At 67.1% G+C, this 26052-nt stretch carries 20 protein-coding genes; 7 read left to right on the top strand and 13 right to left on the bottom strand.

The window, feature by feature from the left end:
- Positions 1 to 37: 37 nt before the first annotated feature.
- From ACX12D_RS30720 to ACX12D_RS30710, 3 genes are all read right to left on the bottom strand, one after another.
- Complete coding sequence (locus tag ACX12D_RS30720) at positions 38 to 1000, bottom strand: Bug family tripartite tricarboxylate transporter substrate binding protein (RefSeq protein WP_441639878.1); 963 nt, start codon at positions 998 to 1000, stop codon at positions 38 to 40.
- 110 nt (positions 1001 to 1110) lie between these two features.
- Positions 1111 to 2655 carry a class I adenylate-forming enzyme family protein gene (locus ACX12D_RS30715; RefSeq protein WP_459374791.1) on the bottom strand — a complete coding sequence of 515 codons (1545 nt, stop codon included), beginning with the start codon at positions 2653 to 2655 and terminating at the stop codon, positions 1111 to 1113.
- 80 nt (positions 2656 to 2735) lie between these two features.
- Entirely contained in the window at positions 2736 to 3716 is a 981-nt protein-coding gene (locus tag ACX12D_RS30710; protein ID WP_441639880.1) for a tripartite tricarboxylate transporter substrate binding protein, read from the bottom strand.
- 279 nt (positions 3717 to 3995) lie between these two features.
- Here ACX12D_RS30710 and ACX12D_RS30705 point away from each other — a divergent pair, with 279 nt between their 5' ends.
- Together ACX12D_RS30705 and ACX12D_RS30700 are read left to right on the top strand one after the other, a co-directional pair.
- Entirely contained in the window at positions 3996 to 5204 is a 1209-nt protein-coding gene (locus ACX12D_RS30705; RefSeq protein ID WP_459374790.1) for an acyl-CoA dehydrogenase family protein, read from the top strand.
- Between the two features lie 25 nt (positions 5205 to 5229).
- Positions 5230 to 6357 carry an acyl-CoA dehydrogenase family protein gene (locus ACX12D_RS30700; protein WP_459374789.1) on the top strand — a complete coding sequence of 376 codons (1128 nt, stop codon included), beginning with the start codon at positions 5230 to 5232 and terminating at the stop codon, positions 6355 to 6357.
- A 477-nt stretch (positions 6358 to 6834) separates the two neighbouring features.
- Here ACX12D_RS30700 and ACX12D_RS30695 read toward each other — a convergent pair whose 3' ends face one another.
- The 5 genes from ACX12D_RS30695 to ACX12D_RS30675 all read right to left on the bottom strand — a co-directional run bounded on the left by ACX12D_RS30695 (position 6835) and on the right by ACX12D_RS30675 (position 13763).
- The gene (locus ACX12D_RS30695; protein WP_459376573.1) at positions 6835 to 8373 is read right to left on the bottom strand and encodes an acetolactate synthase large subunit; all 1539 of its coding nucleotides are present in this window, start codon (positions 8371 to 8373) and stop codon (positions 6835 to 6837) included.
- A 112-nt stretch (positions 8374 to 8485) separates the two neighbouring features.
- Entirely contained in the window at positions 8486 to 9316 is an 831-nt protein-coding gene (locus ACX12D_RS30690) for a GntR family transcriptional regulator (protein WP_459374788.1), read from the bottom strand.
- A 219-nt stretch (positions 9317 to 9535) separates the two neighbouring features.
- Positions 9536 to 10588, bottom strand: a complete 1053-nt coding sequence (locus ACX12D_RS30685) for a DUF535 family protein (protein WP_459374787.1) — start codon at positions 10586 to 10588, stop codon at positions 9536 to 9538.
- A 344-nt stretch (positions 10589 to 10932) separates the two neighbouring features.
- Complete coding sequence (locus ACX12D_RS30680; RefSeq protein WP_459376572.1) at positions 10933 to 12162, bottom strand: MFS transporter; 1230 nt, start codon at positions 12160 to 12162, stop codon at positions 10933 to 10935.
- A 119-nt stretch (positions 12163 to 12281) separates the two neighbouring features.
- Positions 12282 to 13763 carry an SLC13 family permease gene (locus ACX12D_RS30675; protein WP_459374785.1) on the bottom strand — a complete coding sequence of 494 codons (1482 nt, stop codon included), beginning with the start codon at positions 13761 to 13763 and terminating at the stop codon, positions 12282 to 12284.
- A 136-nt stretch (positions 13764 to 13899) separates the two neighbouring features.
- Here ACX12D_RS30675 and ACX12D_RS30670 point away from each other — a divergent pair, with 136 nt between their 5' ends.
- From ACX12D_RS30670 to ACX12D_RS30655, 4 genes are read left to right on the top strand one after another with little or no spacing between them, the layout of a single operon-like run.
- Positions 13900 to 14700, top strand: a complete 801-nt coding sequence (locus ACX12D_RS30670; protein WP_459374784.1) for an AraC family transcriptional regulator — start codon at positions 13900 to 13902, stop codon at positions 14698 to 14700.
- A complete protein-coding gene (locus tag ACX12D_RS30665) occupies positions 14697 to 15761 on the top strand; it encodes an FUSC family protein (RefSeq protein ID WP_459374782.1) in 1065 nt (354 codons plus the stop codon). Before ACX12D_RS30670 ends, ACX12D_RS30665 begins: the two co-directional genes overlap by 4 nt.
- 27 nt (positions 15762 to 15788) lie before the next feature.
- Positions 15789 to 16304 (top strand): MarR family winged helix-turn-helix transcriptional regulator, encoded by a 516-nt coding sequence (locus ACX12D_RS30660; protein ID WP_459374780.1) that lies wholly within the window; start codon positions 15789 to 15791, stop codon positions 16302 to 16304.
- Positions 16301 to 17086, top strand: a complete 786-nt coding sequence (locus ACX12D_RS30655) for a DNA alkylation repair protein (protein WP_459374779.1) — start codon at positions 16301 to 16303, stop codon at positions 17084 to 17086. Before ACX12D_RS30660 ends, ACX12D_RS30655 begins: the two co-directional genes overlap by 4 nt.
- A 98-nt stretch (positions 17087 to 17184) precedes the next feature.
- Here ACX12D_RS30655 and ACX12D_RS30650 read toward each other — a convergent pair whose 3' ends face one another.
- The 4 genes from ACX12D_RS30650 to ACX12D_RS30635 all read right to left on the bottom strand — a co-directional run bounded on the left by ACX12D_RS30650 (position 17185) and on the right by ACX12D_RS30635 (position 23926).
- Complete coding sequence (locus tag ACX12D_RS30650; protein ID WP_459374777.1) at positions 17185 to 17817, bottom strand: LysE family translocator; 633 nt, start codon at positions 17815 to 17817, stop codon at positions 17185 to 17187.
- A gap of 443 nt (positions 17818 to 18260) precedes the next feature.
- Positions 18261 to 21389: an efflux RND transporter permease subunit gene (locus tag ACX12D_RS30645; RefSeq protein ID WP_459374776.1), complete on the bottom strand. Its 3129-nt coding sequence runs from the start codon at positions 21387 to 21389 to the stop codon at positions 18261 to 18263.
- Between the two features lie 13 nt (positions 21390 to 21402).
- The gene (locus ACX12D_RS30640) at positions 21403 to 22614 is read right to left on the bottom strand and encodes an efflux RND transporter periplasmic adaptor subunit (protein WP_459374775.1); all 1212 of its coding nucleotides are present in this window, start codon (positions 22612 to 22614) and stop codon (positions 21403 to 21405) included.
- 49 nt (positions 22615 to 22663) lie between these two features.
- The gene (locus ACX12D_RS30635; protein ID WP_459376571.1) at positions 22664 to 23926 is read right to left on the bottom strand and encodes a TolC family protein; all 1263 of its coding nucleotides are present in this window, start codon (positions 23924 to 23926) and stop codon (positions 22664 to 22666) included.
- A 531-nt stretch (positions 23927 to 24457) separates the two neighbouring features.
- Here ACX12D_RS30635 and ACX12D_RS30630 point away from each other — a divergent pair.
- Positions 24458 to 25234, top strand: coding sequence for a sulfite exporter TauE/SafE family protein (locus ACX12D_RS30630; protein WP_459374774.1), 777 nt, complete (start codon positions 24458 to 24460; stop codon positions 25232 to 25234).
- Here ACX12D_RS30630 and ACX12D_RS30625 read toward each other — a convergent pair.
- Positions 25231 to 25716: a GFA family protein gene (locus ACX12D_RS30625; RefSeq protein ID WP_459374772.1), complete on the bottom strand. Its 486-nt coding sequence runs from the start codon at positions 25714 to 25716 to the stop codon at positions 25231 to 25233. The genes ACX12D_RS30630 and ACX12D_RS30625 overlap by 4 nt on opposite strands.
- Between the last annotated feature and the right edge of the window lie 336 nt (positions 25717 to 26052).

Genomic DNA, 26052 nt, shown 5'->3' with positions numbered 1-26052 from the left:
CCCTCTGCCACAAGTTGGCGAGGGGAGCCATCCGGCCTCAATCCACCTGGATATTCGCCGTCTTCACCACCCCACCCCACAGCTTCAGTTCGCGCTGGATGCGGTCGGCCAGCGGCTTTGGCCCGGTGATATCAAGGTCGTAGCCGCCCTGCGTCATGCGCTGCTGGAAGGCAGGATCGTCGCCGATCGATTTCTGCGCCTTGACCAGCTTGTCCACCACATCGGCGGGCAGTTTCTGCGGGCCGATCAGCGCGTACCAGCCGGTCAGGTCATAGTTCTTCATGCCGGACTCGATCATGGTCGGCACGGTCGGCAGCGCCGCGTTGCGCGTCTTCGACGTCACCGCCAGCGCGCGCACCTTGCCTCCCTGGATATGGCCGATGGCGGTGCCGGTGATGTCGAACATGAAGGTCACCTTGCCGCCGATCACATCGGCCATCGCCGGCGAGTTGCCCTTGTACGGCACGTGCAGCATCTTCACCCCGCCCATCTGCGCGAGCAGCTCGGCGGACAGATGGTTGGACGCGCCCACGCCGGCCGAGCCGAAGCTGACGCCTTCCGGATGCTTGCGCGCGTACTCGACTAGCTCGGTGACGTTCTTGGCGGGGAAATCCTTGTTGATCAGCAGCACGTTGGTGTAATCGGTGATCAGGCCGACATAGGTGAAATCCTTGGTGGGATTGAAATTCACCGACTTCTGGATCAGCGGCGTCATGGTCATGGTGGGGCTGGCCACGAAGTACAGCGTGTAGCCGTCCGGCGTTGCCTTTGCCGTCAGGTCCGCGGCAATGGCGCCGCTGGCGCCGGCGCGGTTGTCCACCACCACCGGCTGCTTGAGCGTGCGGCCCAGGTAGTCGGCGTAGATGCGCGCGGCGGTATCGACCGGGCCGCCCGGGGCGTAGCCCACAATCAGCTTCACCGGGCGCGCCGGATAGTTGTCCGCCATTGCGGTGCCTTGCACCAAGGCCAGCAGCATGCCGGCCATCATCCATCGTTTCATCTGTCTCCTCCTTATTGTGCGTCTTGTGCGGGGCGCTGGCTGCGAGAACGCTTCGGCCCGCGGCGAAGCGCTGGTGGGCGGCGTGCTCATCGAATCAGCCGCCGCCGGGGTCATGCCGCTACGGCAGTGCCGTCCAGCATGGCGCGCAGCGGCTGCTTCAAGAGCTTGCCGCTGGCGGTGGTGGGAATGGTCTCGATCACGCGGATCTGCGCGGGCCGCTTGTACGGCGCCAGGCTGTCCCGCAGGTAGGCCTCCAGGGCGGCGGTGTCCAGCTTCGCGCCCGGCTGCGTTTCGATAAAAGCCACGACTTCTTCGTTGCCATCGGCAGCAGCGCGCCCGACCACGGCGGACTGGCGCACGCCGGGGAAGGCGTTGATGACGGACTCCACCTCGATCGGGTAGACGTTGAAGCCCGAGCGAATAATCAGGTCCTTGGAGCGGCCCACGATAAATAGTGCGCCGTCTTCGCCCAGGAAGCCGAGATCCCCGGTATTGAGCCAGCCGCCCGGCAACAGCGCCTCGGCCGTCTGCTCCGCGTTGCGGAAGTAGCCGCGCATCACACCCGGGCCGCGCACGCGGATCTGGCCACGCTCGCCGGCGGGCATCGGCTCGCCCTGTTCGTTGGTGATGCTGATCTCCACGCCTTCGACGATGTAGCCGGCGGAGCAATCGGCGCGCGGCGCATCCATGCGGGTGATGAACAGCGAACCGGCGTATTCGGTGATGCCGTAGCCGTGATGCAGCGGCTGGCCGAACCATGCCTCGGTGTCGCGCTTGAGAGTCGGGTCCAGCGGGGCGCCGCCGGTATAGAGATAACGCAGGCGGGGAAACGCGGCGGCGCCGCTCGCCAGCGACGACTCCCGCGCCACCGCCATGATGCGCGTGAACATGGTAGGCACGCCTTGCAGCATGGTGACGCCGGGGGACTCCAGCGCGGCAAACACATCCGCCGCATCGAAGCGTGGCCGCATCACCAGGCTGGCGCCCGCGTACAGCGTGGCCATCAGCACGGTGGCGATGCCGAAGATATGCGACAGCGGCAGCGCGCCGTAGGCGATGTCGTCGGGGCCGAGATGGCGCGAGGTCGCGGAGATCCGCGCGAAGATGGTCAGGCCGGCGTGCGGCACCATCACGCCCTTGGGCGCGCCGGTGGTGCCGGAGGTATAGATCAGCGTGGCCACGTCCCGCGCCTCGGCGGCGCTCACGCGCGGCGGCACCTCCGAGGCGCGCAGGCTGGCAAGGCCGGGATCGAGCGCCACGCAATCGGTGGGCTGTGCGCCGAGCCGCCTGGCATGCGCCGCGGCTACGTCGGAGACATGGTTGGTAAAGAACGTCAACAACGGCTCCGCATGCGCGCGGATGCCGTCGATCTCCCGCGGCGAAAGCCGTGCGTTGACCTGGATCGGCCACGCGTGCAGCGCGCTGCAGGCAAACAGCATCACCACCATCTCGGCACAATTCTCGCCCACCACCATCACGCGGTCGCCCTGCCCCACGCCCTGCGCGGCAAGCCAGTCGCGCGTGGCGGTGATGCGCTGCCACAGCGTGCCGTAGCTAAGCACGCCGCTGGCCTCATGCAGGCACGGCGCCTGGGGCGATTGCTCGGCCCAGTGCCGGGGGATGTCGTGAATGAACTCGGGGCGGAAAGAAGACATGGTGCTAGCGATGATTAGGTTGAAACCGGACTGGCTGTTGCAACGGCTGGGGTGGCAAGGAACGGCTGGGAGCGACGAACTCACTGATCCAGATGGATGTTCGCTGACTTGATCAGGCCGTCCCACTTCTGGTACTGGGTGCGCATATAGGTGCCGAACTGCGCCGGCGTCGAAGGAAAAGGCACCGTGCCCTGGCTTGCCAGCCGCGCCGCCAGCTCGGGCTGCGCGAGCGACGCCACGATCTCGGCATTGAGGCGATCGACAATGGCGGCCGGGGTATTGGCCGGCGCCACCACGCCGAACCAGGCCGTCAGCTCGTAGCCGGGCACGCCGGCAGCGGCCAGCGTCGGCACGCCAGGCAACTGTTCGGATGGCTTGGCGGTGGTGACCGCCAGCGCGCGCACGCGGCCGTCACGCACGTACGGCAAGGCGGTGGAGATGCTGTCGAACATCATGGTCAGGCGCCCGCCGATCAGGTCCGTCATGGCCGGGGCGCTGCCCTTGTATGGCACGTGGTCGATGCGCACGCCCGCCATGTGGGTGAAGAGCTCGCCAGCCAGGTGCGAGGACGAGCCGTTGCCAAAGGAGCCGTAGGTCAGCTTGCCGGGCTCGCGCCGGGCGAGCGCCAGCAGCTCGGCCACGTTACGGGCCGGGACGGAGGGATGGACCACCAGCACGTTGGGCAGGTAGGCCACGGAGGCCACCGGCGCGAAATCCTTGAGCGGATCGTAGCCCGGCTTGTCGTACAGGCTCTTGTTGACGGCCAGCGAGCCGAAGGTGCCGAACAGCAAGGTATAGCCATCGGCCGGCGCGCGCGCCACCGCCACGGCGGCGATGTTGCCGCCCGCACCGGGCCGGTTCTCGATCACGACCGACTGGCCGAGCCGCACGGAAAGTGCATGGCTGACTTCACGCGCGAGCAGGTCGGTGGCGCCGCCCGGCGGGAAGGGCACCACCAGCCGGACGGGCTTGTCCGGATAAGCGGCGAATGCGCTCGCCGTGGCCGCCAGCCAGCCACATAGGGCGAGCCATCGGGTGCAACGTTTGGTCCAGCGGGGCATCGCCTGTCTCCTCGGCGTGAATTGTTCTTGTGCTGCGACGGCACTGCGCCAGTGTGCGGCAGGCGCCTGCCGCGTGCCATTTGGATTTGGCTAAGGCCGTGTTCTGCGTGGCATGTGCGCTGGCAGGCGGCTGGCTGGCCGCGGCCATCGGTTCGCAAGCGCGGAAGGACGGCTTTGCCATTGCGGAAGAACCGAATGCCCTGCCACCCATAAAATCCCGGCAACGACTCAAAACGGCGGCCGGTGGCGGCCCGCCTTCCCAACCGAGGGGACAAACAGATGGACCTGCGTTTCAGCGCGGCGGAACAAGCGTTCCGCGAAGAAGTTCGGAGTTTCGTGCAGGCCAGCCTGCCCGCGGATATCCGCGACAAGGTGCTGGCTCACCAGCGCGTGGAGAAGGATGACTATGTGCGCTGGCACCGTATCCTGCACGCGCGGGGCTGGGGCGCGCCGACCTGGCCCAAGGAATGGGGCGGCACCGGCTGGAACGCGCTGCAGCGCCTGATCTTCGAGATCGAGGCGTTCCGTGCGGGCGCGCCGCGCCTGCTGCCCTTCGGCCTGACCATGATCGGCCCGGTGCTGATGAAGTACGCCAGCCAGGAACACAAGGAGCGCTTCCTGCCGCGCATCCCCACGGTGGAGGATTTCTGGTGCCAGGGCTACTCCGAGCCCGGCTCCGGCTCCGACCTGGCCTCGCTCAAGACGCGCGCCGTGCGCCAGGGCGACCGTTATATCGTCAACGGCCAGAAGACCTGGACGACGATGGCGCACTTCGCCGACTGGATCTTCTGCCTGGTGCGCACCGACAGCGAATCCAAGCCGCAGGAAGGCATCTCGATGCTGCTGATCGACATGAAGACGCCGGGCGTGACCGTGCGCCCGATCGTCACGCTGGACGGCGGCCACGACGTCAACGAGGTGTGGTTCGAAGATGTGGAGGTGCCGGCAGGCAACCTGCTGGGTGAAGAAAACCGCGGCTGGACCTATGCCAAGTACCTGCTCGGCCACGAGCGCACCGGCATTGCCGGCATCGGCCACTGCAACCGCGAGCTGCGCCAGCTCAAGCACTACGCCGCGCAAGCCACCGACGGCGCCGGCCGCCCGCTGATCGACGACGTGCGCATGCGCGACAAGATCGCGCGCATCGAGATGGACATCATGGCGCTGGAAATGCTGCTGCTGCGCGTAGCCACGCAAGACGCCGGCCGCGGCCCAGGCCCGGAGGCCTCCATCGTCAAGATCCGTGGCTCCGAGATCCAGCAGGACCTCGCCATGCTGCAGATGGAAGTGGCCGGCCCCAATGCCTGGCCCTACTCCCCGCGCTGGCTCGAAGCCGGCGAAACGCCGCCCGCCGACGCACCGCTGCACGCCCCGGCCTGGGCCGCGCCCGCCGCGTCCACGTATTTCGACATGCGCAAGACATCGATCTACGGCGGCACTACCGAAGTACAGAAGAACATCATCTCCAAGATGATCCTCGGTTTCTGAGAGCACAGACGGAACAAGCACAGTCATGGACTTCAACTACAGCGAAGAACAGCAGATGCTGGCGGACAGCCTGCGCCGCTTCATCGATACCGAATACACCTTCGATAAACGCCGCAAGAGCGCCCGCGGCGGCGGCAGCTTCAACCGCGCCACCTGGGCGCAGCTAGCCGAAATGGGCGTGCTCGGCCTGACCGTGCCCGGCGAATACGGCGGCTTCGGCGAAAGCGCCGCCAGCCAGCTGGTGGTGCAGCGCGAACTGGGCCGTGGCCTGGTGCTGGAACCGGTCACGCCCACCGCGGTGATGGCCGCCGCCGTGCTCACCGCCTACGGCAGCGCCGCCCAGAAAAACGAGTGGCTGCCCGCCATCGCCGCCGGCGAACGCGTGGTCAGCCTCGCCTACCTGGAACCCACCACCCGCTACCGCCCCGAGGCCGCGCGCGCCAGCGCCGAGCGCAAGGGTGATGGCTACGTCCTTAACGGCAGCAAGAGCCTGGCCTGGCACGGCGAAGCCGCTGACGCCTTCCTGCTCACCGCGCGCATCTGCGGCAGCAATGAGCTTGCCCTGTTCCTGGTACCCGCCAACGCCGCCGGGCTCACCGTGCGCGGCTATCCCACCATGGACGGCCTGCGCGCCGCCGACCTCGCCCTGCAAAACGTCGCCGTGGACGCCAGCGCCATGATCGGCGACGCGGCCGACGGCCTGCCCGCCCTGCTCCACGGCATCGACCACGGCATCGCCGCGCTATGCGCCGAAGCCGCCGGCGCCATGGAAAAACTGATCGAGATCACCGCCGAATACCTGCGCACGCGGCAGCAGTTCGGCAAGCCGCTAGCCGTGTTCCAGGCGCTGCAGCACCGCATGGCCGACATGCTCGTACAAAAGGAACTAGCGTTGTCGATGGCCTACGTGGCAGCCCAGGCGCTGGACGAAACCGACCCCGCCCAACGCCGCCGCATGCTTAGCGCCGCCAAGGTCACGGTCGTCAAGGCCGGCCGCCTTGTCGGCCAGCAAGCCGTGCAACTGCATGGCGGCATGGGCATGACGGATGAGCTGGAGGTTGGGGATTACTTCAAGCGGCTCACGATGATCGACCCGTTGCTGGGCGACAGCGATTTTCATGTGCAGCGGTATGGCGAGGTAATGGCGGCGTAAAGCCCGGGCCGGGCTTATGTGCGCAGTGCTATTTAGCAAGCGCCCGCCCTCTCCCCCGGCCCCTCTCCCACAAGTGGGAGAGGGGAGCCAACCAGCGGCAAGATCAACCGATCGGTGTAGCCGTGTCTCCCGCCAGTCAGGCGGGAGACACCCGCACGCGATGCGAAGCGAGCCGTGAAGGTTTACCTAGGCCGTATGGGGCGCCTCGGGATTCGGCGAAAAGAGCGGAAAAGAGGGACCCATGTCTGAGTATCGCCTTAAGGCGATGCGAGTTTGGGTCCCGGCCGCTCTTTTCGCCGAAGCCCGAGGGGGTAGTCGCCCCGTCCGGCGCGCCTTTTTTGCCTACTTTTTTGGCAAGACAAAAAAGTAGGTCGCCGCCCCGCAGGGGTGGTGAAACTGCCTTTGACTTTAAGCTCTTGACGTTGAAGTTAGGCAGTTGCAGTTGCAGTTGCATCTGCCCTTCGGCCCCCACCTACCTCAAATCACCAACTCAATAACAAACGGCCCCCGCCGAGCATTAGCCATACCAAACAACTCAGCAAACCGCTCCATATCCTCAGCCCGCGCAGCCTCCACCCCCATCCCATTGGCCAGCTGCACCCAGTTAAGATCCGGATTGCCGATATCCAGCATATCAAGCGCAGTCTTGCCCGGATTGGCCCCAACCCCGGCCAGCTCACCCAGCAAAATCGCATACTTCCGATTAGCCAGAATCACCACGGTGACGTCAAGCTTCTCCCGCGCCATGGTCCACAGCGATTGCAGTGTGTACATCCCCGAGCCATCGGCCTGCAGCGCAACAACCCGGCGCCCCGGCGCGGCAACCGCGGCGCCAGTCGCCAGCGGCAGCCCATCGCCGATAGCACCACCAGTCAGTTGCAGCCAGTCATGCGGCGCGGCATGCACGGTCCCCGGGTAAAACGCACGCCCGAAGCTCACGCTCTCTTCCACCACGATGGCCTGCTCCGGCAGCAGCGCCGTCAGCGTTTGCGCGACCGCCTCGGAGGTCACCGCGCCCTTGGCGATCCCACGCGGCGCGACCGAAGCCGGCACCGGCACCGAGGGGGCGCCAAGCTCGTCGGCAAGACGCGCCAGGGCTTCGGCCAGATCTTGTTCCGGACGTGCCAGCACATGGATCTCAGCGTCTTCCGGATACGGGCGCGGCGACTTGCCCGGGTAGGCGAAGAACGTCACCGGCGGCGGCGCGCCCACCAGGATGACATTGCGGATGCCGGCCAGCTTGTCACGCGCCACGTCGCCGGAATAGGGCACCCGATCCACATTGAAACGGCCGCGGCCGCGCGACACGCGGGCGTTGGACATCGGCGTGATCAGGCGCGCATCGGTGGCGGCGGCGATGCGGTGCGCATCGGCCAGCGGCGCTTCGCGCAGCGCGGTGCCGGCCAGCACGATCAGCGTGGGCTGGCCCGAGCGCAGCAGGCGTGCAGCTTGCTGGACGGCGTCGGGCGAGACCTTGGGCACCGGCAGCGGCGCCAGCGGCACGCCTACCTTGCCGCCGGCATCCCAGCAGACATCCGAGGGCAGGATCAGGCTGGCGACCCCGCCGGGGGCGGCGCACGCGGCCTGCACGGCCGTGGCGGCATCGGCGCCGACCGATGCCGCATCCGTGGCGGTGCGGGTCCAGACCGAGACGGGGCGCGCCCAACCTTCCGTATCGGCCGTCAGCGGTGCGTCGAACGGACGGTGATAGGTGGCCTGGTCGCCCACGATGTTGATCACCGGCGTCTGCGCGCGGCGCGCGTTATGCAGGTTGGCCAGGCCATTGGCCAGGCCCGGGCCGCAGTGCAGCAGTGTGGCCGCCGGCTTGTCGGCCATACGCGCGTAGCCATCGGCCGCGCCGGTCACCACGCCCTCAAACAGGCCGAGCACGCAACGCATGCCGGGAATGCGGTCTAGCGCTGCCACGAAGTGCATTTCGCTGGTGCCGGGGTTGGCAAAGCAGGTATCCACGCCGCAGGCCAGCAGCGTCTTGACCAGGCTCTCGGCGCCGTTCATCTCGCTCTGCCCGCTGTTGCCCTGGGTTGCATGGCTACCTTGGTTGCGGTCGGTATTCGGCATCTCGTTCATTTCCAGTTGGCGGATTGGGGAATGGATTGGTGGACAAGCATCAGGATTGCGCCGGCGGCGTGGCGGCCGGGCGCGGTGGGGCATAAACGGGGGCGGCGCCCGCGCCGGGCGCGAGCAGGTCGAAATCCAGGCAGACGAACTCGCTCGGGAATTCGATGCGCGCGTAATAGACGATCACGCCGTCCACGCACGCATAGCGCCGCAATTCGGCCACCGGCGCGCCAACGGGCAAGGCCAGCCTGGCGGCCGATTCCGCGCCCGCCGCAATGATCGACAGGCGCTGCCTGGCGGCGGTGACCTTCAGCTGGGGGAAACGATCCAGCACCGGCACCGAAGGCCCGTGGCGGAACGCTTCCGGCTTGCGGGCAAACACGCTGGCCTCGATGAAGACCTCGCCCAGCGCGAACGGGCGCTGCTCGATCCGGTGCAGGCGGCGCAGGAAGTGATAGCCCGGCGCGCGCGCGGCGGCGCAAGGCATGCCCAGTTCGTCCGGCAAGGTGACGGTGCCGTCGGATTCCGACAGCGCCTCCGTGTCGAGCTGCTCGCCGACCGCCACCACCTGGTCCCAGCTCACCGGCAGCCTCATGGCGCGGCGCTCGCGGCAGCTTGCCTTGACGAACGTGCCACGCCCGCGCTCGCGGGTCAGCAGGCCTTCTTCGTCAAGCAGGGAGAGTGCGTGATGCATGGTCATGCGCGCCACGCCGAACTCGCGGCAAAGCTGTTCGAGCGACGGAATGCGCTCGCCTTGACGCCATTCGCCGCTCTCGATATGGCGGCGGAAGATCGTGGCGAGCTGGAGGTAGACCGGCTGGCGGCTGCGGGACAAGAGGTCGCTGGAGGCAGGCAAGGCGGTGAGAGCGGGATTCGGCATCGTCGGCGGGAGCAACGCAGCGACTGCAAAAGTTGGGGGGCGCCAGCGTGTTGGCGCCGGCTGGCAGTGGCTTGCGGAAGTGGCTTACTCTAATAAGGTCTACAAATCTAGACTACTAGGGTTTACTGCAGTCCCGGTCTATACACCCGGCGTAAAAAAACGCAGGCCGAAGCCTGCGTTTTTTTGTGTGCCTCCACGGCGGCCCGCCGCCGCCCTGCCTTACGCCGCAAGCGGCTCCGCGCTGCCCGGCGCAATCGCCTGCGTCAGGGCGGGTGCCGGGGTGGTTGCCTGCGGCACGGCAGGTGCCGCGAACCAGTCGTGCACGGCCGCGTGGATGGCCTCTACCTGGGCCAGCTTGCGCCGGTACGCGGAGCGCTTCTTGGACGGCAGCGCCATCACATCGCGGCGCGGCTGGTTGACCGGCACCTCGACATTGCCGCAAGGCATTGGCTGGCCCGCGGACTCCATCCAGAAGCCCTCGTAGTCGCAGCGGATCTCGCGCGGGGTATGGCGTTGGCGGCCCACGTGATTTTTCTTGCTGACGCCTACGATGCGCTGCACCCCGAGCAAGGCGGCAAAGCCGAGCAGCGCTTCCATGACCGCGTCCTTGGGACGCAGGCCTTCGCATGCCTTGGTGGATTCGCGGATCAGGTCGCGGCTGCTCTCGCCCATGGGGCCTTGCAGGCCCCCGACGAAGATCTCCGTGCCGTCCTTGCGCTGCGCCAGGTAGAAGCTGAGCTGGCTCAGGCACACGCCGGTGGCCGTGTCCAGCCAATAAAAGGCCAGTTCGCCTTCCTTGGGGTTCGGCCCCGAATCCGCCAGGCGCAACCTATAGCGGCCGTCGCCCATCGCCCATTCGAGCCCGCCGCCCACGTAGACGCGTTCGCTCAGCGCCAGCGGCACCAGCGTGCTCATCGCACGGTAGTGATCCAGCACCGTGCGCATGCGCTCGCGAAAGCTCAGCCCGCATGCGCCAAGCGGGCGATACGGGCGCTCGAGCAGCGAAGGCTTGGCCACGGCCACGCGCCGCATCAGCGCGCAGGAGTCGACCGCCTGCAACCAGCTGCGCACCGCGGTAAAGCGGAATGCGGACCGGCAGATCAGCTTGAAACGCTTTAAAACCCACTTCTTGCCGCCCGGCGGATGGCAAAACGCCGACAACGCAGTGAGCGTCGCCAGATAGCGAAAATAGAAAAAAGGCCCGAGATCTTGAAAAAATCCCCTGGCATGCAGCCCCGACAGCCATTGAAGGCTCGAGATTGGTCCTTGCACCACTTGACGCTCCCCTGTTCCCAATGCAGCAAAGCCGGTATCCGGTCTTGTGGTGCTGCCCTAACGATTCAAAACCGCCGCGCCCGCCATGGCAGTGGCGAGGTAGACGGCCAGGCGTAGCCTGGATCACGGGGCGTGGCTGGCAGCGTGGGGGGCTACCGGGCCAAGTGTTTCAGCCCCGTAATATTTCGTAACGAATAGTAATACGTCTGGTTGACAGGGAATGCAGTCATTTCCCTTGGAACGAAAAAAAATTTCGGCGGGGCGCCCGGGAGCATCGATAGATCAGGTCGCTGCCTGGATCACGCGCACAGGGCGCGCGCCCCGGCCCCGGCGATCCGGGATCAGCGCGGCGGCGCGCCCGCGGGCCGTCGCTCCGTAGCAAAGTACAGGCCCGCCATGGCCGGCAGGCCGAAGCCGATCCAGCTGGTGAGCGTCCAGCCGCCTTGGGCAAAGGCCCACGCCCCGACGGCCGATGCCACCGCGCCGCCGGTGAAGAAGATCGCCATGAACAGCCCGTTCAGGCGGCTGCGATAGGCGGCGCCCAGCGCAAAAATGGCGCGCTGGCTCACGACCAGGGTGGCCGCCACGCCAAAATCCAGCGCGATGGCGGCAATCGTCAGCGCCGCCAGGGCTAAGGGCGAGCCGGGCGTGCCGGCCTGTCCCAGCACAAAGGCGCCGGCCGCGAGCAACATGGCGAGCATGGTCATGCCCCGGCCACGGCCGCGATCGGCCTGGCGCCCGGCGATGGGCGCGGCCACCGCACCCGCCACGCCAGCCAGCGCGAACAGAGCGATGCCCTTCTGGCTCAGGCCGAACCCGGGGCCGGCGAGCCACAGGGGCACGGTGGTCCAGAACAGGCTGAACGCCCCGAACATGCATGCCTGGTAAGCCGCACGCCGGCGCAGCACGGGCTGCGCGCACAGCAGCTGCCACATGGACACCAGCAGCGCGCCATATCGCACCGCAGGTGCCGGGCGGCGATCCGGGAGCAGCCGCATGAGCACGGCGGCGAGCAGGGCCATCCCCACGGCCGAGCCCGCGAAAATGGCATGCCAGCCCCACAGGTCGGTGACCAGGCTGGCGGCCGGACGGGCCAGCATGATGCCCAGCATCAGGCCGCTCATGACATTGCCGACGACACGGCCGCGCGCGTGCTCAGGCGCCAGGTGCGCGGCAAACGGCACCAGGACCTGGGCCGCCACGGAGCTCAGCCCGATGCAGACGGCCGCCAGCAGAAACACCCCGGCATGGCCGGCCAGCGCCGCGCCGGCCAGTGCGAGTGCGCTGGCGACCAGCAGGCTGCAGATCAGCCGGCGGTTCTCGATGATGTCGCCCAGCGGCACGATCAGCAGCAGGCCCGCGCCGTAACCGGCCTGGATCAGGGTCACGATCAGGCCCGCCGCCTGCGGCGACAGCCCCAGCGCGTGGCCGATCGGGCCGATCAACGGCTGCGCGTAATACAGGTTGGCCACGATCAGGCCGCAGGCCGTAGCCAGCAGCAGGGTCATCCAGCTTGCGCCGCCCACGGGGCTAGCCTGCGCTTGCGGCGCGCAGTGCGCTCTTGTCGTCATCATTGCCTTCTACGGTGGAGCTCGGCTTACCCGCATGCCAGCCTACCCGGGGCTGGGGTTAACCAGAGGTCGAAGGCCGAGATCATGCCTCAGTTAGCGCAAGCTTGCTGGCAGCGCGCTCAAGGCAGGTAGCCCAGCAAGCGCCACCAGAAGTAATCCAGCGGCAGCAGCACCAGCAAGGTCAGCGCGGCCAGCGCCAGGCACATGCGGGTTCCGTCGCGCAGCCCCACGCCACCGAGCTGCATGGCGATCACGATGGGTGGCGACTGGTAGGGAAAGAACACCGTGGAGAACACGGGAACCTGCAGCATCAGCACGGCTTCCAGCGACAAACCCGTGGCCTGCGCCAGCTGTTTGGCCAGCGGCGTCAGCACGGCCGGCAATCCGGGCAGCGTCGTCATGAGCCCCAGGCTCGCCCCGACCGCGCCAAGCGCGGCCACATTGGCGGCGGTATGTCCCGGCGAGAGGGGCAGCCAGCGCAGCAGCGCCGTGCTGATGGCGCCCCCCAGCCCGGTGGATTCCACCACGGCGCCCAGGCCGAGAAAGCCGGCCACATAGATCAGGGGCGTGAGGTGCACCTGCTCGGCCAGCATGCGCGAGGAAACCAGGCCCACGCCCGGCAGCAGGCAGACGATGCATGCCGCCAGCGAGATCCAGGCCGGCGAGACGCCGTGCAGCGTGTCGGTGGCAAACCCGGCCACGGCCAGCACCAGGATCACCGCCAGCAGCTTTTCCTGCCGGCTCGGCGCGCTCGCTTGTTCGCGCGGGAGTGCCGCGATCGGTCCGTGCTCGGGAAACAGCCGGCATACCAGCCAGACCAGCATCACGGTCTTGAGCAAGCCCAGGATGGGGAAATGCAGCAGGAGATAGCTGCCATAGCTCAGGTTGACGCCATACAGGGAGCTAGCCGCGCCGAGCAACACGCTGTTGGGGATATTGGCCGGCAGGATGGTGGTGGGCGGCATATAGCTGGCGGCTGCCACGGTCAGCACCATGCCGATGCGGCCGTTGGAACCCGGTGCGAATCCAAGCCGGTCGGCCAGCGCCAGCACGATCGGCATCAGCAGCAGCACCCGCCCGGTGGTCGAGGGCATCAGGAATGCCAGCCCCACGGCGCTCACCGCCACGGTGCCGATCACCTGGCGATAGCTGCCCACCCGGCCCCGGAAAATGATGGCCGCCAGGCGCTGCGCCAGCCCGGTCTGGCGCAAGGCCACGCCGGTTACCGCGCCACCGAACATGAGCCACCACGCGGTAGAGGCAAAGCCCGAGAACACCACGGAGGCCGGCGCCACGTGCAGCACGACGGCGCACAGGAAGAACAGCAACGTCGTAGCCGGCTCGGGCAGCACGCCCAGCGCCCAGCAGCACACGGTGGACGCCACCAGCGCGCCCGCCAGCACCAGCCCGCCGGGCGCGCCGGTGGCGCGGCCCACCAGCCAGACCGCGGCTACGCACAGGGCGATGACCAAGGCGGCGCGCGCGCTGTCCGACAGCTTGCCCGCGGGTGCGGGGCCCGCGGCGGGTGGCGCCTTGGAAACGGCGGGATTGCCGGGAAGGCTGGCCGGGGGCGGCAAGCCGGGCTGACTGGTATTGCTCATGCGAGGGAACTCCGTGGTGCTCATGCGATGAGCGCCATCGTAGGACGCGCCGATCTGGCCGGGTTACACTTCTCGGGCAATTTCTTACGAATGCCAGCCACACCCGAACACCTGCGCCAAAGCCGCGCCGAGCCAGATGCCACGCACCACCTACCTGCCCGTCCCGCTGACCCAGCCCACCGCCGAGCAACCGGTCATCGTGCATCTGCGCCTGCCGCCGCCCAACGCCATCATTCGCCGCCATCGGCATGCTTGGGGGCAGATCTCGTGCCCCTCGCGCGGCAGCATGCGGGTCACCGCGGCAGGCACGACCTGGGTGGTGCCGACCATGCGCGCGGTGTGGATTCCGCCGGATGTGGAACACGAGGTGGTCACGCTGGGCGACGCAGCGCTGCATGCCTGCTATGTACTGCCGCAGGCGGCGCCGCTTTCGCTCACCGCCTGCGTGGTCGTGGAAGTGTCGGCGTTGATGCGCAACCTGATGGTGGCGCTGACCGACGCGGCCAGCTTGTCCGCGCCACGGCGCCAGCTAAGCGCGGCCTTGCTGCTCGAGGAGTTGCGCACCGCGCCCACGCTCTGGCCGGGGCTGGCCTTGCCTACCGACCGCCGCCTTAAAGCCTTGTGCGATGCCTTGATGGAGCAGCCGGGCTCAGCGCTAAGCCTGGCGCAATGGGCCGAGCTGACGGGTGCCAGCGAGCGCACCCTGGCGCGCCTGTTCCGCACCGAGCTGCGCACCAGCTTTGCCGCCTGGCGCCAGCAATTGCGGCTGGCGCACGCCGTGGACCTGATGAGCCGCGGCAAGCCGCTCGCGCACGTGGCGGCCGAAACCGGCTATGCCAATGCCGGCGCCTTCTCCACCATGTTCCGGCGCGCGCTGGGACAGGCGCCGCGCGATTTTCTGGCGGCGGAGTCCCGCAATCACGGGAGGGGACATTGAGCGCAAAGACCCACCTTGCCAAAGCCATCCATTGGCCCGCCGGCGCGCAGGTGCATCCTCGCGAGATGCTCGCGGCAGCCCTGGGCATGGGCATGCCACTGCTGCTCGCTGGCGCCATGGGGCAGATCGCGCTTGGCCAGGCCGCCGCGCTCGGCAGCCTGGCGATCGGCGCCGGGGCGGTCGCCGGATCCGGCATCGATGCGCAAGACGAATCCCGCATCAGGCCGCTGGCGGCCCTGCTTGCACCGGTTGCGGCTGCCGCGGCCATCGCTGCCGTCGCGGCAGGCCACGGCGCCCTGACCGATGTCATCGTCCTCTTGCTGGCCGGTGCGGCGGCCTGCATCGGCGGCTACAGCCGCCCGCTCGCTATCGCGGCCACGCGCTTCATCCTGTTCCTCATCATTGCCACCGGTGCGGCAAGCGCTGCGCCGCATCGGGCGGGTTTTCTCCTGCTCACGCTGGCCGGCGCGCTCTGGACCTGCCTGCTGTGCCTGCTCCTCGCGCCGAGGGCCAGGGCGCTGCCGCAGCCCGGCACGCCCTTGGCGTTGCCCACCACGGCGCAGCGCCTGCGGCGATGGCGGCGCACGCTGTCGCATTGGGCCGGGTGGCAGTACACGCTGCGGCTGGTGCTCGGCCTGGCCTGCGCCTGCATCCTGCGCTGGCTGCTTCCGGGCCATCACTTCGAATGGATCACGCTGACCGTGGCGATCCTGCTGCAGCGGCAGCCGGAGGGCTTCGCCGTCAAGGCCACGCAGCGGGTGGCCGGCACCCTCCTCGGCGTGCTTGGCGCGAGCTTGCTGCTGGGCCACCAGCTCCCGTACTGGCTGGTGGCATTCAATGCGGGATGGCTGGCCGGCATCCGGCCACTGCTGCGCCTGCGCAACTACCTGGCCTACTCGGCGGTCATGACCCCGCTGATGGTGATGATCATGGGCGCCAGCCGGCCGGCCGACGCCGGCATGCTGATGGACCGCGTGGCGGCGACGGCGATCGGTGCCGCCATCGTGCTGCTGGTCGACCGGATTGCCCTGAAGGCAGCTGGCGGCGCGCTTGCCAATTAGTTAGGCGCCATATAATATGGCGCCACTATGCAAGCACTCGAACAGAAGTACCTCGCCCTGCTCAACGAAGCCGAACGACGCCAGTTGCCCGACCTGGACAGCATCCAGCTGTGCTTCCGGGCACTATCGCTAGCGTCCGCGATCGACCGCGACTGCGCTGCGCTGCTGGCTCCGCATGGCCTGTCCGAAGGCCGTTTCGTGCTGTTGTTCCTGCTGAACGCAGCCAAGGACGGGCTGGCGCCCAATACGCTTGCCGAGCAGGCCGGTGTCACGCGCGCCACCATCACCGGCCTGCTGGACGGGCTGGAGCGCGAGGCGCTGATCGAGCGCCATGCCGACACCACGGACCGGCGCGCCCTGACCATCCGGCTCACCCGCAAGGGCAAGCAGGTCGCCAAGAAGGTGTTCGACGAGCATGGCCGCTGGATCGCCAGCCTGTTCTGTCACTTGTCCGCACAGGAGCGCGCCTTGCTCGACGGCCTGCTAAGCAAGGTTTCCGCGGGCATGGCCAAGCGCGATGGCGTGCCGGGGGATCTGGCATGAACCAGTCGGCAGCCCAGCCGGCAACACGCAAGGGCGCGAGCCGGGCGGCGGATATTCCCGCCGGCATCCTGGCCGCGCTGGAACGTGGCGAACTGCAAAGCGCCACGCTCACCGAATGCCTGGCGTTGAACCAGGTCACGCTGCTGCGCGCCGTGTTTCCCGAGCTCCCGCCAGCCGCCATCCGGCAAGCCGAAGCCGCCGGCCAGCTCGGCATCCTCAAGCGCATGGCCAGCATCGGCGCCATCCTCCTGGCGCAGCTTGGCGCCGCGGGCATCGCACGTTGCCAGGCGCATCCATCGGATACCGTGCGCGGCTGGGCCTGCTTCATGGCCGGCATGCGGCCGGACCTGGATCTGAGCCAGCGCCTCGCAGCCATCCGGGCGCTGGCCGACGATCCGCATTTCGGCGTGCGCGAATGGGCCTGGATGGCCGTGCGGCCGCATCTCGCGGCGGACCTGGACACCAGCATCGCGCTGCTTGCCGCCTGGACGGCATCGCCATCCGAGCGGCTGCGCCGCTTTACCACCGAGGCACTGCGCCCGCGTGGGGTATGGTGCGCGCACATCGCCGCGCTGAAGAAGCATCCCGCGCAAGCCCTGCCGCTGCTGGACGCGCTGAAGGCCGACCCCTCTGCCTATGTACAGGACTCGGTGGCCAACTGGCTCAACGATGCGGCCAAGGACAGTCCCGACTGGGTCCGCGCCCTATGCCAGCGCTGGCAGCAGCATGAACCGGCTGCCGCCACCCGCCGCATTTGCAGCCGCGCGCTGCGCAACCTGTGACGAAAAGACCGCGGGGCGGATCGGGGCAATGGAAAAAGCCGGCTGCCAAGCACTGCGCAGCAGGTCCCTTTGCGATGTGGATCAGGAGGGAATGGCACTCACTGTATGCCGCTGCGGCGATACAGGCTCAGTGCTATGCCCAGTCCTGCCAGCATGCCAGCGCACCCCCGGTTCAGCCAGCGCATCGCCCGGCCTGAGAGGATGCGTATCACGTGATATCCCCCAACTGCGTAGACGCTCATCAAGGCGATGTCGATCACCGCGGTCACGAGTGCGAGGGTGACATACTGAGCCGCGATAGCTCCTTCGGGATGAATGAACTGCGGAAGAAACGCGGAGAAGAACAGCAGCCCTTTCGGGTTGGACAAGGCGACCAGTAGCGAACGGACGAAGGCTGCGCGACCGCTCGGTGGCGCAGCTGCTGATGCGTCTGCATGAATCGGGCTGCCGGGGGCTCGCCACAGGATCCAGGCCAAGTACAGCAGGTAGGCGGCACCTACCCACTTCACGAGCGTGAACAACTGTTCGGATGCGATCAGAAGCGCGCCGAGGCCGCAACCTACCGCACTGATCAGGATCAAGTCGGACAACGCTGCGCCGGCGATGCCGAATGCCGCCAGCCGCATACCTCCATGTGCGCCATTGTTCAGCGCGAGCAGCATGGTTGGGCCGGGAATGACGGTGACGGCCGACACAGCTATCACATAGAGAAAGAATGTCGTTAAATCCATTTTCTATTCCTTGCTGAGTAGTTTCGTGAATGACGAGAGGATGTTCCATGCCAGGCGAGCGGCTTTATCCATCGAGGAAATGCCGATTTTTCAAGCATAAGGCCTATCGTGAAAATGATCGCCGATCACTGTCGCAATCCGCAAGAACAGATGGCCGCCATTCTTCTTGGTCAAGCGAATGATCAGAATCGATACGCGAGTCGGCAAAGTCTATCGTGAAGATGGAAAGAGTGCCCGCGAGGGGCACCTTGGCAAGGGGATGACATTGCGGTCAATGAAAAATTTCGGAAAGCACCGGCATCTGATGGGCGCGCCTAAGTGATTGATGAACCTGCTTCATCGGCTCGGGCGCAGTCCAGCGAAGTACCGAGCTGGAGCCTTGGTGAATAAAAAAAGCCCGCCACCAAGGTGACGGGCTTTCGAGGCAGGCAACAACCGGAAAATCAGGCCGGCAGCGAATCCGACAAGTGGTTCTCCTTGCCATTGCCATTGCCGTTCTCTTCGTCCGGCCAGTTGCGCCCAACCATCCACTCATACAGCGTGGGCAGCACGATCAGCGTGAGCATGGTGGCGGTGATCAGGCCGCCGATGATGACGATGGCCAACGGGCGCTGCGTCTCCGAGCCGATGGCGCGCGAGATGGCCATCGGGAACAGGCCTAGCATGGCCAGCAGCGCGGTCATCAGCACCGTGCGCAGGCGGTCCATCGAGCCGGTCAGCACGGCCTGGCGCACCGGCATGCCTTCGTCGCGCAGCTGGTTGAAGTAGGTCACCATCACCACGCCATTGAGCACGGCCTGGCCGAACAGCGCGATAAAGCCGATCGCAGCCGACACCGACAGCGGAATGCCGGTGATGAACAGCGCAAACACGCCGCCGATCAGCGCGAACGGAATGTTCGAGATGATGAGGGTCGCGCTCTTGAACGACTTGAAGGCGTTGAACAGCAGCAGGAAGATCACCAGCACCGACAGCGGCACCACGATCGACAGCCGCGCCATGGCGCGTTCCTGGTTCTCGAACTCGCCCGACCAGCTGATCTTGACGTCGTCGGCCTTGACGTTCTTGGCGACCAGCGCCTGCATGTCCTTCACCACGCTGCCCATGTCGCGGTCATGGATGAAGATGCCGATGGACGTGGTGCGCTGGCCGTTCTCGCGGCTGATGTTCATCGCGCCGGAAGCCGCGCGGAAGTGCACCAGTTGCGACAGCGGCACCTGCGCGCCGTCCGCCGTCTGCAAGAAGATATTCGGCAGGTTTGGCAGCTGGCGCTCGTTAGGCTTGAGGCGCACCGCCACGCTGAAGTGCTTCTCGCCCTCCCACAGCTCGGTGGCTGCCTTGCCGGCCAGCGCGGTCTCCATCAGGTCCTGCACGTCTCCCACGTTGATGCCGTAGCGGGCGGCCTGGGCGCGGTCGAAGTCCAGCACGTACTGCGGCAGCTCGCCGTCGCGGTCGATAAAGGCGCGCATCACGCCCTGGACCGATTGCACGTTGGCGAGGATCTGGTCGGCCACGCGCTTGTTCTGCTGCAAGCTGTCGCTCTGCACCTTGATCACGATCTGGCCCTTGATCTGGGAGATGCTCTCAAGAATGTTGTCGCGCACCGGCTGCGAGAAATTAGGCTCGATGCCGGGCAGCTGGCGCAGGTTGGCGTTGATCTCGTTGATGATCTTGCGCTTGTCGTAGCCCGCGCGCCATTGCTTGTCGTTCTTCAGGTCGACCAGGATCTCGACGGTGTTGATCAGCTTGGGGTCGGTGCCGTCGTCCGGGCGGCCCACCTTGGAGATGGTGGTATTGACCTCGGGCGTCTTGCGAATCACGCCCCGCAGGCGGCGGGCCTGGTCGCGCGCTTCGTCGATGGACACCGACGCCGGCAGGTCGAAGCTGACCCACATCGAGCCTTCATCCAGCTCCGGCAGGAACTCGCTGCCAAGGAACTTGCCCACGCCAACCGTTGCCACCAGCAGGCCAACGGCGATGCCCACCACGGTGCGCTTGTGGTCCAGCGCCCAGGCCAGCATCGGCTCGTAGAGGCGCTTGCTATGGCGCACCATGAAGTTGTCTTCATGCGCGATGTTCTTGGTCAGCAGCAGGTGGCACAGCAGCGGCACCAGCGTCAGCGAGATGATCAGCGAGCCGACCAGCGCACCCGTCACGGTGTAGGCCATGGGCGCGAAGATCTTGCCCTCGTGGCGCTGCAGCGTAAAGATCGGGATGTGCGCGGCGATGATGATGATCATCGAGAACACGGTCGGGCGGCCCACCTCGGTAGTGGCCTGCAGGATGGCGTGCATGCGCGCTCGGCTGTCCTTGATCTGCGCCTCCTTCAGCTCGCCCAGCCGCTTGAAGATGTTCTCCACCACGATCACCGCGCCGTCCACGATGATGCCGAAGTCCATCGCGCCCAGCGACAGCAGGTTGGCGGGAATGCCCACCCAGGTCAGGCCGATGAACGTGGACAGCAGCGCCAGCGGAATCACGATCGCCACGATGGCCGCGGCGCGCACATTGGCCAGGAACAGGTACAGCACGGCCATCACCAGCAGCGCGCCCTCGACCAGGTTGCCGAACACCGTGTGCAGGGTCTTGTCGATCAGCGTGGAGCGGTCGTAGTAGGGCACGATCTTCACGCCCTTGGGCAGGATCGAGTTGTCCAACAGGTCGATCCGCTTCTTGAGCGCTTCGAGCACCAGCGAGGGGTTCTCGCCCTTGCGCATCACCACGATGCCCGAGACGATATCGTCCTCGTCGTCCTGGCCCATCAGGCCCTGGGGCGGCGCCGAGCCGGTCCTGATCTCGGCAATGTCCTTGACCAGGATCGGCGTGCCGTTGACTTCCGACACCACCACGTCGGCGATATCTGCCGAGGTACGGAAGCTGCCCAGCGAGCGCAGCAGGAATTGCTGGCGCCCGTTGGCCACGGCGCCGCCGCCGGCGTTGGAGTTGGCGCGCTGCAGGGCGGTAAAGAGTTGCGAGAGCGAGATCTTGGCGTCGCGCATCTTCGCCAGGTTGGGGTTCACCTCGTACTGCTTGATGGTGCCGCCAATGGTGACAAGGTCGGCCACGCCCGGGACCTGGCGCAGGTTCTTCTCCACCACCCAGTCCTGCAGCGTGCGCAGCTCCTGCGCGCTGTAGCCCTTGCCGGTCAGGCGAAAGCGGAAGATCTCGCCGATGGCGGTGGACAGCGGCGCCAGCTCCGGCTGCACGCCGTCGGGCAGGTCCACCCCGCGCAGGCGCTCGATCACCTGCTGGCGGGCCACCACGTCGGTGGCCTTGTCATTGAAGGTGACCATCAGGAAGGACAGGCCGAACTGGGTGTGCGAGAACACCCGCACGGAGTTCGGCGTGCCGGCCAGCGCGGTCTCGATCGGGATCGTGACCTGGCGCTCGACTTCCTCGGCGGCGCGGCCCGGGTACAGCGTAATGACGTTGACCTGGATGTCCGAGACATCCGGGAAGGCTTCGATCGGCAGGTTCTTGAAGGCCGCAAGGCCACCCCCGATGAAGATGGCAAGGCCGAGCCAGACGAACAGCTTCTGGTGCAGGGCGAAATGGACGATGCGCGAAATCATGTGGCGGTCTTCCTCACTGCTTCGCGCTGGCGCTGCTGGCTTCGCTCGCGCGCGCCGCGTTGACCGCGGTGGCGTCTCGCAGGATGTCCTGCAGGTACAGGTTGCCGTCGGTCACCACCACGTCGCCATCCTTGAGCCCTTCCACCGCCTCGGTCATGCCGGGCAGCGACACGCCCAGCTTGATCTGCTTGCGCTCAAAGCGGTTCTGCGCCGTGCGCACGAACACAAAGTGGTGGTTCTCGGCCAGGAACACAGCCTTGGACGGCACCGCGATCCCCTGGAAGGAGGCGGCCTGCAGCTTGGCGGTGACGAACATCTCCGCCTTCAGGCGACGGTCCGGGTTGGGCACGGACAAGCGCACCTTGATGCTGCGCGCCGCGGGATCCACGTAATCGGCCACCTTGATCACCTTGCCGGCGAAGGTCTCGCCGGGATAGGCGGCCGACACCAGTTGGACGGTCACGCCGGGCTTGAACAGGGCGATGTCGGCCTCGGCCGCGTCGACCTGCGCCCACAGTTCGCCGGGATCGGTCACCAGGAACAGCGGCGCGGTGGGCGGCTGGTCGGGGCGCAGCTCCATGCCGTTATTGATATTGCGCTCCACCACCAGGCCATCGATCGGCGTGCGCAAGGCAAAGCGGTTGCTCGCGCCCTCGCCCTGCGCGCCGGCGCCGTACTGGCGCAAGGCAGCCTGGGTGCGCTGCAGGTCGGCATTGGCCCGGGCGGCATCGGCCTGGGTCTGCTCCAGGTCCTTTTGCGCCACGACGCCGGCACCGTACAGCTCGCGCTGGCGGGCCAGCGCCTTGCCGGCATAGGCTGCGTCGGCCGCGGCCTTGCGGGCGTCGGCCTGGGCCACGCCGAAATCGGTCGAGGTCAGCATGGCCAGCGCCTGCCCCGCCTTGACGTTGGTCCCCGGCTGCACCAGCACCTCGGTCACGCGCCCGGCAAACGGCGTCGACACGCGCACGGTGCGGTCTTCATTCCAGACCAGGCGGCCTGGCAGGCTCAGCATGCGCTCGCCGCCGCTCTTGACGGTCTCGCCCACGATGCCGGGCAGCGTCCTGACCGTGGCCGGGAATTCAACGGTGTTGCCGCTGACCTTGGGTTCGTCGCTGGGGGGCGGGGCTTCCTTCTTGCCGCAGGCGGCGAGCGCCAGCGCGACCAGCGAAAACGCGACCAGCCGGGCGGCGACGCCTTGGCGGGCCGCGGCACGTACGGGGGACATCGAAGCAGGCGTAGCAGTCATCGGGACGGACATCGGAGCAGACACGGAATTAAGGACGCGGGACATCGGGGCGAGCCTGGGAATTGGGTGAGGACTGCAGGGCGGCGCGGTAAGCCGACAGGGATTTGGCGAAATCGCCTTGCGCGTTGACAGCGTCCAGGCGCGTCTGGCGCAAGGCCCGGCGCGCATCGAGCAGGTCCAGCACGCTGCTGGCGCCCTTGGCATAGGCAAACTCGGCGCTGCCAGCGACACTCTCGGCGGTCGGCACCACACCTTCGACCATCTGCTTGAGCGACAGGCGGGCGGCTTCAAGCTGGTTGCGCGAGCGCTCCAGCTCGTTCTGCGCCTCGAGCAGCACACGGTTGCGATCATCCAGCGCGGCGTAGTAATCCACCTCGGCGCGGCGGGCTTCGCCGCCAAAGCTGTGGCGCACGTAGAGCGGGATCGACACGAACACGCCGAAGCTGTTGCCGCTGCCGGTCTGGTTGGCGGCCGAGACAGGGTAGTGCTCCGCCTGCGCGCCCACGGTGACATCCGGCACGCGCCCCGCGCGGGCCAGGTCGCGTGCGCTGGCGGCTGCGGCCAGGCGGGCTTCTGCCGCCGCCACGTCCGCGCGGCGCTGCACGGTGTCGGCGTCGGGCTGGGGCACCGGCACGTCCAGGGCAGGCCAGTCGGGCGTCAGGCGATTGTCGGCCAGCGTGCCGGGCACGCCGATGGCTTGCGCCAGCGCGGCCTTGTCGCTGGCATGGTCGGCCATGGCGCTGCGCAGGTCGGCTTGCGCGCGCAGTACATCGAGCTGCAGCTTGGCCACATCGGCGCGCGACACATCGCCAGCCTTCAGGCGAGCCTCGTTGGCCTGCTGGGTGCGGCCGTAGAGCGCCAGCGTCTCGTTGAGCACGGCAACCCGCTCCTGGCTCACCAGTGCCTCATAGAACGCCTGGTCCACCAGGCTCGCCTGCTGGGTGATCACCGCCTGCAGCACTTCGCCGGCGGCGCGGCTGGAGGCTTGCGCGGTATCCACGCGCAAGCCTCCCTTATTGGCGGTCTCGATCACCTGGTCCACACGCAGGGTGGAGTCCACCGTCTTGCTGCGCGGGCCGCCCGAGTTGAAGCCGGCATGCGGGTTGATATTGGCCACGCCCAGGCTGAGCACGGGGTTGGGCCGCTGCGACGCAATCTGGATATCGGCCTGGCTGGCCTCCACATTGCGCCGCGCCGCGATGATGTCGCGGTTGCAGCGCACGGCATCGACGCGCACTTGGGCGAGGGTCAGGTTAGCCTTGGACGGCGGCGCCACGCAGGGGCCGTCCATCGGCAAGGGTGCGCTTTGCGGCACATTCGAGCCGGCCACGGCAGCGCCCGCGACGGCGCCGAGAAGGCTTAGCAGCAGGAAACGAGGAATGGAAAAAGACACGATCAATCTGGCTCGGTTCGACTTAAGTGTGCGGTAAACGACGATGCCCACCCATCGGTGCACCGAGTTAGCGAATATTCACGCATCTCCGTGGAACCCGACGTGTTCTTGCCGGTATCCGGCAACGGCGAACGATCTCCCGAGCGCATTCAAACCGAACTGCATTACAAACACCTTTCACACTGCCAGCAAGTGTGGGAAAACCCCCTCGAACACCCCCGTTTCGAGGGAAAACCCTGACAAATACGCTGCTTCCGTGACAAAACGAAGTAGCCGGCAGACGGGTCGCCAAAGCCGCGTATCATTACGCGCTTCGCGCCTTTTGCCCCCGCCGGAACGCCGGCCCGGGGCGTTATCACTCACCCCGCAGTGCACGCAGTTGCCACGCTGTTGCGACACCGTTGCCGTTAGAGCCGCTTCCCGCATTCCATGCTTGACCATTCCCTGCTGCCGTCTTTGCTGTCCGCCCTGTTGATCTTTGGCCTGGGCAGCGCGCTGGGCGCCGTGGGCGGGTTGTTCGGCATCGGCGGCGGGCTGATTGCCATTCCCGCGCTGGGCCTGCTCTATGGCATGGACCAGCAACTGGCGCAGGGCACCGCGCTGGTGATGATTGCACCCAATGTGCTGATCGGCTTCTGGCAATACCGCCGGCGCGCCGACATCGCGCTGCGCACGGCGGTCGTGCTCGGGCTGTCAGCGGTGCTGGCGACTTATGCCTCGGCACGCCTCGCCACCGCTATCGACGCCGTGTTGCTGCGCCGCATCTTTGCCTGCTTCATGATCGGCCTGGCGCTCTATTTCCTCTGGCGGCTGCTGCCAGGGCGCGCCGCCACAGCGCAGCAGGCGCGCCTGTCACCGCGCTGGATTCCGGCGCTGGGCGTGGTCGGCGGCGCGTTCTCGGGCTTTTTCAGCGTGGGCGGCGGCGTGGTGGCGGCGCCGGCCCTGGTCGGGCTGTTCGGGTTCCGGCAGGCGGCGGCGCAAGGCCTGGCGCTGGCGCTGGTCACGCCCGGCGCGGTGGTGGCGCTGGCCACCTATGCCCATGCCGGCCATGTCGACTGGGCCAGCGGCATCCCGCTGTCGCTCGGCGGCATGCTGACCATCTCGTGGGGCGTGGCGCTGGCCCACCGGATGCCGGAGCGGCGGCTGCGCGCCGCGTTTGCCCTGTGCCTGATCGCCACCGCGGGGATCATGCTGGCGCGCGGCTAACCTTGCAGGCCGCGGCGCTTGTGCCACTCGGCAAGCGACTCGGAGGGCCAGGTGCCGCAGTGCACATGGCCTCGCCCCTTGGGCACATCGACCCAGGGCGCGGCGAAATCCAGCGCGGCCTCCACCACCTCCGGCGGCTTGGGCAGCGGCGTATCGATGGCGCCCGCCTGCGGATGCACCAGCTCCGGCCAGCGCGGATCCCAGAGCCATAACGCGCTGCCGCATTTCAGGCAGAAATGCCGCTCCGCGGGCGAGCGGCGCGCGCGCTTGCCCGGCTCGCGCATCACCGCGTGATAGATGCCGATATGCTTTTTCCCGCGAACCTTCAGCGTGGCGGCGTCACCGCCGAGGTTGATGGCATAGCCACCGCCGCCCGCTGTCTTGCGGCAGATCGAGCAGTAGCAATGCATGAACGGATAAGGCGAGCCGGACTCCAGGCTGAAGCTGACCGCGCCGCAATGGCAGGAACCTTCGAGATGCATGGGATCTCCCGTGAGGACGGGACCCTAGTGTCCCGTTCCGCTGATTCGTTCGCAAAGTCTGTTGTGCTTGGAACAGGAATTGTAGGCCGGCGTGAAGTGCATATGCCATGCGTGAACAGGCCATACGGGGTTGGATATGTATGCACGTATGCGGTCTGTATTGCTTGTAGCCCGCCGACTGGGGGGCGTTTTGGGGGTGGGGTTTTCATGCTTCTAGCTGCTGGCGCGGCTGTGCGGGGTTGGCCGTTTACGCACATGGAGGTGTCACTTTTCTTTACTCGTAAAGAAAAGATGGTATGAACGCGCCCCGTCCCCGCAGTGGAGCGCGAGGTAGCG

It is taken from the genome of Cupriavidus sp. PET2-C1 (genome assembly GCF_054515855.1).
This window is presented reverse-complemented; position numbering and strand designations above follow the sequence as displayed.

Bases quoted from the DNA above. Each gene is read 5' to 3' on its own strand.
- ACX12D_RS30720 (WP_441639878.1), bottom strand. From the start codon at position 1,000: ATGAAACGATGGATGATGGCCGGCATGCTGCTGGCCTTGGTGCAAGGC.
- ACX12D_RS30715 (WP_459374791.1), bottom strand. From the start codon at position 2,655: ATGTCTTCTTTCCGCCCCGAGTTCATTCACGACATCCCCCGGCACTGG.
- ACX12D_RS30710 (WP_441639880.1), bottom strand. From the start codon at position 3,716: ATGCCCCGCTGGACCAAACGTTGCACCCGATGGCTCGCCCTATGTGGC.
- ACX12D_RS30705 (WP_459374790.1), top strand. From the start codon at position 3,996: ATGGACCTGCGTTTCAGCGCGGCGGAACAAGCGTTCCGCGAAGAAGTT.
- ACX12D_RS30700 (WP_459374789.1), top strand. From the start codon at position 5,230: ATGGACTTCAACTACAGCGAAGAACAGCAGATGCTGGCGGACAGCCTG.
- ACX12D_RS30695 (WP_459376573.1), bottom strand. From the start codon at position 8,373: ATGAACGGCGCCGAGAGCCTGGTCAAGACGCTGCTGGCCTGCGGCGTG.
- ACX12D_RS30690 (WP_459374788.1), bottom strand. From the start codon at position 9,316: ATGCCGAATCCCGCTCTCACCGCCTTGCCTGCCTCCAGCGACCTCTTG.
- ACX12D_RS30680 (WP_459376572.1), bottom strand. From the start codon at position 12,162: ATGACGACAAGAGCGCACTGCGCGCCGCAAGCGCAGGCTAGCCCCGTG.
- ACX12D_RS30675 (WP_459374785.1), bottom strand. From the start codon at position 13,763: ATGAGCAATACCAGTCAGCCCGGCTTGCCGCCCCCGGCCAGCCTTCCC.
- ACX12D_RS30670 (WP_459374784.1), top strand. From the start codon at position 13,900: ATGCCACGCACCACCTACCTGCCCGTCCCGCTGACCCAGCCCACCGCC.
- ACX12D_RS30660 (WP_459374780.1), top strand. From the start codon at position 15,789: ATGCAAGCACTCGAACAGAAGTACCTCGCCCTGCTCAACGAAGCCGAA.
- ACX12D_RS30655 (WP_459374779.1), top strand. From the start codon at position 16,301: ATGAACCAGTCGGCAGCCCAGCCGGCAACACGCAAGGGCGCGAGCCGG.
- ACX12D_RS30650 (WP_459374777.1), bottom strand. From the start codon at position 17,817: ATGGATTTAACGACATTCTTTCTCTATGTGATAGCTGTGTCGGCCGTC.
- ACX12D_RS30645 (WP_459374776.1), bottom strand. From the start codon at position 21,389: ATGATTTCGCGCATCGTCCATTTCGCCCTGCACCAGAAGCTGTTCGTC.
- ACX12D_RS30640 (WP_459374775.1), bottom strand. From the start codon at position 22,614: ATGTCCCCCGTACGTGCCGCGGCCCGCCAAGGCGTCGCCGCCCGGCTG.
- ACX12D_RS30635 (WP_459376571.1), bottom strand. From the start codon at position 23,926: ATGGACGGCCCCTGCGTGGCGCCGCCGTCCAAGGCTAACCTGACCCTC.
- ACX12D_RS30630 (WP_459374774.1), top strand. From the start codon at position 24,458: ATGCTTGACCATTCCCTGCTGCCGTCTTTGCTGTCCGCCCTGTTGATC.
- ACX12D_RS30625 (WP_459374772.1), bottom strand. From the start codon at position 25,716: ATGCATCTCGAAGGTTCCTGCCATTGCGGCGCGGTCAGCTTCAGCCTG.